Source organism: Microcoleus sp. Pol12B4, from assembly GCF_036701385.1.
Classification (GTDB): domain Bacteria; phylum Cyanobacteriota; class Cyanobacteriia; order Cyanobacteriales; family Microcoleaceae; genus Microcoleus.
Genome location: NZ_JAUBQR010000325.1, coordinates 1 through 4,902, shown reverse-complemented (window position 1 = coordinate 4,902; position 4,902 = coordinate 1). Strand labels below are relative to the sequence as shown.

Here is a 4,902-nt window from a genome sequence, read left to right as displayed (position 1 = left end):
TATGTTGGAGGAACCGGCAGAAAAGGCAAACCGCACGATCGCAAATCGGCAACAACACCCACAATATTATTAGTTTGCAAAGCCATGTGCTGAATTCCCGGCCCCCGATTGGCGCTCAAAAACTCTTGAATTTGAGAATTAGCTGATGCCGGTTCATTAATCGGGAATTGCACCCCACCTTCAGCGTGTACCATAACTTGGCTCCGCAAAGCCGATTTCTCCGTCTGAATGTCAAAATTTTGCTGCGGTTGAAAACCTAATATTTTTTGATACCAACTCACAGCACTTGACAAATCGCCCGATTCCACATTTAACACTACGTGGTCAATCCGGGTAAACAACGGCAGCTTATCCGAAGCCGATAGCAGTGAATGGCTGCCAATTCGCTCCACAAGCGTATGGCTTAAATCTCCCCAGCCCGCGATTTTTGCCCGCTTAAAATAGCCTCCTGCGTTTAGGTCTTCTTGAATCGGTTCCAGGATTTTAGCGCCTTCAGCAGCCGCTCTAGCTACCGCTAATTCAATATTTTTTACCCGAAAGCCCACATCGGCAATCCCTGGAGGATGAAACTTCAACCAACTAGCAGCGGGACTAGCGGGTGTCAGGGGCGAAGATAAAACAAAAAATACATTGCCACTGCTGACAACTTCAGTGTGAGTGTGGCTGTTGGCATAACCTGCTATTGATTGAAAGCCTAACTGGCTCACAAACCAGTCGCGGGATACTTTAGCCTTTTCAACGTAAAATTGAATGCGATCGAACTCCATAATCAATAATTGAAAATGGAAACTGAAAAAGGGAAAATCTGCTGATTTTCAAGACGAAATTGCAAGGGAGGGAGTGAGTAATGGATATTTTTCATACTTTTTATTGCGCACCCACTTAATAATAACCTAAAGATTGAATATCCTCGCTCCCTCTGAAGGCAGAAATAAGTCGGCACTTAAAAGAAACCCCCTGTCTGTGATAACTTAGGTTTGACCGTTAGGCTTTCGCCAATAGGACTAAGGCGAAAAAATCGTTTGACGCGCTACTTGTAGGGGTAAGGTGCGCCAGCCCGTGCAGCTACATAATTAAGTGCTGTACAACTTCTCAAACCTAAAAATTTCATAATTTTTCTTGCCTTCAGCTTCCGCTCCCTTCTGCCTTCAAATCACTTCTCCCTAGCTAAAAGAACAAATGACTTTCCGGCTGAATATTAATCTCCATCGGCACAGCTTGCGGGTCCGCCGAAAGAGCAAACATAATCGCATTGGCTGCAGTTTCGGTACTCAGCATTTTTGACCTGTCTACCTTCAAACTCACATTATCCCAAAACGGAGAATCCACCCCGCCAAAATAGAATAGCGTAAACTTAATGCCGTAGCGCCGCAGTTCATCTGCCATGCACTTGCTGAAACCAACTACCCCAAACTTTGAAGCGCAATAAGCCGTTCCCATCGCCATCGAATGCTTGCCCAAAATCCCGATGACATTGCAAATGTGGCCGGATTTGCGCTCTTTCATCACATTCGCTGCTGCTTGAGACGTGTAAAAACTGCCTTTCAAGTTCAAGTCAAGCATTGCATCTAAATCAGCGGGTTCTAACTTGTTCCACTGCTTGAGAATTCCGGCACCGGCGGCGTTTACGAGGGCATCAATTTGTCCGAAATGTTCCACAGCTTTGTGCATCAGCGTCTCGACTTGGGGCAAATTAGTGATATCTGTGGGCACGCACAGTACCTCGGTTGCCGAAAGTTCGCTAGCTAAAGCGTCTAACTTACTGCTGTCTCTGGCGGCGAGCACTAGCGTCGCACCCGCATCAGCGAGTTGGCGGGCCACCGCTGAACCGATGCCGCCAGTTGCACCCACCACAACCACAACTTTGTCCTGCATATCCCTTTACATTTCTTTACGTCCCGATTGTATGATAACTCAAGTTGCTAGTAATGGGAAGGTGGATATATTTTAATTTTTAATTAATGGAGGGAAACTTGCCAGCCTTTTTCCGCTTTTTTTAGCTGGAGAGAAGCGCAGGATTGCAAAAATTTAGTAAATTTTCTACCCAGATTAAAATCTTTGATTATTTGCGTAATCTGTTTGCCGTATTGTCGGTGAAACTCGCTGCCTACATTGGAGAGAAACACAGAATTTTCAGGAGAGTTGTCGGTTAAGTCGCCAACGATTTTGACGAGAGCTCTTTCTAAGTCTTCCAGAGAATTAATATCTGTCAAAGTCGCAGGTGCTGTCTGGTGGTTATTGAGATTTTCTTGGTTAAGTATTGGCGGTGGGGGCGGCAGTTTGACTTCAAAAATAGTGACATAAGTTTGAGAAGTTTCTGAAGGTTTGTGGAGGGCAAAATCTGTGGGATATTTGAGAAAAATATCCCTGGTTTTAGTACCGAGCAAATGATGGGTTACAACTTGATTGAGGACTAAGCCGTAATTTTCCCTAAATAAAGCTGAAACAGTAGAAAGTTTTATCCACTGAGTTGAGGTGCGTTTTTGCTCTTTTTTGATTAATTCTTTGAGTTGAATAACTAATTCTTCTAAAGGTGTAATTTCCGGTATAGTTACAAGAGAATGGGTTTCCACTTGTCCGGTTTTGCTGTTTAAAACTATGATTTTATCTATTTGTTTGCGGACTTGAAATACGGTTAGTCCGTGGGCTTGCAGTGTGTTGCTGAGGTGAGTGAGAGCTCGATCGGACGAACAGACAAAAATCTCTTTGGCTGTGGGATAATGTACGAAAATCGATGCGCCGACTGTAGCCATTTTTAAGTCGGCGCTGTCTTTGCCGGGGGGGACGTGAATTAGTTGATAGCCGCGCTGGTGAAATTCGGCATCTTTCTTGCCCATGCTGCGCCAATTGGCAAAGGCAACTTTGATTTGGATTGGATAGTGGCAAATTCCCTCTAGGAATTTTTCGGTTTCGATGGTGAGTTGCAAGTTTTCGACATCTAGCAGCAAGATAGCAATGCCGACAGGAAGCGGGGCTGGTTGATTGGCTGTTGGAGTTGGAGGTTCTGACGAAACTGAGTTTTGTGATTTAACTGGTGCTGTTTGAGGTTGGGCTAGCTGCTGAATTTTGGCAGATAATTTGCTGAATTGAGGTGAATTAACGAATTCTGGAATCAGCAGAATTTGTAGGTATTTTTTCGCAGTCAGCAGCAGGGAATCTGTATCGCTGGCTACGCTGAAACTTTTTGTCAATTTTCCAATCAAAACTGACTGAAAATCAGGTTTGGCCCAGGGGGTTTTCCTGTATTTTTCAGTTATCCATTCGGGATGCTTTTCCTGAATGGTAATTAGGGTTTGAGCTATATAGCGACTGATGACGCTGAGTGCGAGAGATTCTTGAGTCGCCAGCAAGGGGGTTCGATCGGGCATGGCCCTCTACAATGCGGGATGCTGTTTCAATTTATCACACTTCTAGTTTCTCGCCGGGAGTCGGACGATCGCCCGCCAAATTAAACCGGCGGCAATTAACGCCAATCCTGTCAGCCAAATTTGCCTCTCCACCCAGAAAGCCAGAAACAGACAATTCCCCAAACCAACCCAAGCCAACCACTGCGGATAAAGCCTTTGGGCGGGGGAAAGTTGCAGCGCGGCGAGGTTGGTGATAGCGTAGTAAATCAAAACGCTAAAAGCACTAAATGACCAAGTGGTTTTGACATCGCCGACGAGGATTAAAAGTGCGATCGTCACTTCCACAACCACCACAGCCACGTAGGGAGTTGTCCCCGAAGGATTCAGCCGCGCCAAGACTCTCGGCATATCCAAGCGCCGCCCCATCGCCAGCCAGATGCGCGATAGCCCTAAAATTAAGTTCAGCAAGACTCCCAACATAGCGGTAATTGCGCCGACGGCTAGCAGTTGAGAAACTCCTGGAATTGGGAAACTGCGGGCGATGACTTCCAAAGGTGCAGCCGTGCCGCATGGTTGTAAAGACAATTTATCGGCTCCCCCCGCGCCCGCGACAACTACTGCTACCCCCACGTAAAGAAGCATTGTCAGCACCAAAGTGAAAATTATGGCTTTGGGAATGGTTTCCCTCGGTTCCCGCACTTCCTCGCTCATGGTGGTGATGCGGGCGTAACCGCTATAAGCGACAAACATCAGGGCGGTGGCCTGGAAGATGGAGCCGATCGAGCTATCATTCTGTACGGTGGCCATTTCCCACCTTACCTCTGGCAAACCGACAGCAACAAACACCGCTAAGGATAGGAGTGTAACTGAGACTATGGCAGTATTGGCAATATTCGATCGCCTAATTCCCGTCAATACAATTAAAGTGATGGTGGCGAGGGCGACTAAAGCTGTTAGGATCAGGTAAGTGCGATCGGCTACACCAACTGCATTTAAAAAATACCCCGCAAAACCTAAAGCAGCAGTAGCCGCAGAAGCCGTTTTCGCCAACAAAAACATCCAGCCGGCAGTGAAACCCAGCCAAGGATTGAGATATTTGTAGCCATATTCATAAGTACCGCCGCTAACAGGATGACTTGCCGCTAATTGAGCGCTGTTAAGGCCATTGCAAACAGCCACTAAAGCCGCAATACCTACAGCCAAAATCACTCCCGGCCCAGCAACTTCTGCTGCAATGCCGATACTCACAAATACCCCCGTGCCCACAATCGATCCCAGGCCCATCAGAGTAGCGCCGAAAATACCCAACTCTCGCTTCAGCAGTGGTGAAGACATAACTATAGCAGGCAAGATGCCAGCTCCAAAAAAATGTTTATCTGTTGTGGAACAGGCATCTTGCCTGTTCTGAAGACATAACTATAGCAGGCAAGATGCCTGTGCTCCACAAAAATATTTGTCTGTTGTGGAACAGGCATCTTGCCTGTTCTGAAAGAGGTTCAAGATGTAAGTATTAACCGAAACGGCCTTGAATGTAATCTCTCGTACTCGAATTGCC

The 4,902-nt window shown here is 46.5% G+C and carries 4 protein-coding genes; all 4 read right to left on the bottom strand.

Going from position 1 to position 4,902, the window contains the following annotated elements:
- Positions 1 to 767, bottom strand: a 767-nt coding sequence (locus QUA38_RS27310) for a VOC family protein (protein WP_333167432.1), incomplete at its 3' end; no start/stop codon positions are given.
- A 400-nt stretch (positions 768 to 1,167) separates the two neighbouring features.
- Complete coding sequence (locus tag QUA38_RS27305) at positions 1,168 to 1,875, bottom strand: SDR family oxidoreductase (protein WP_333167430.1); 708 nt, start codon at positions 1,873 to 1,875, stop codon at positions 1,168 to 1,170.
- 83 nt (positions 1,876 to 1,958) lie between these two features.
- The gene (locus tag QUA38_RS27300; RefSeq protein ID WP_333167427.1) at positions 1,959 to 3,368 is read right to left on the bottom strand and encodes an NYN domain-containing protein; all 1,410 of its coding nucleotides are present in this window, start codon (positions 3,366 to 3,368) and stop codon (positions 1,959 to 1,961) included.
- 42 nt (positions 3,369 to 3,410) lie between these two features.
- Positions 3,411 to 4,697 carry an APC family permease gene (locus QUA38_RS27295; RefSeq protein ID WP_333167425.1) on the bottom strand — a complete coding sequence of 429 codons (1,287 nt, stop codon included), beginning with the start codon at positions 4,695 to 4,697 and terminating at the stop codon, positions 3,411 to 3,413.
- Positions 4,698 to 4,902: the final 205 nt, after the last annotated feature.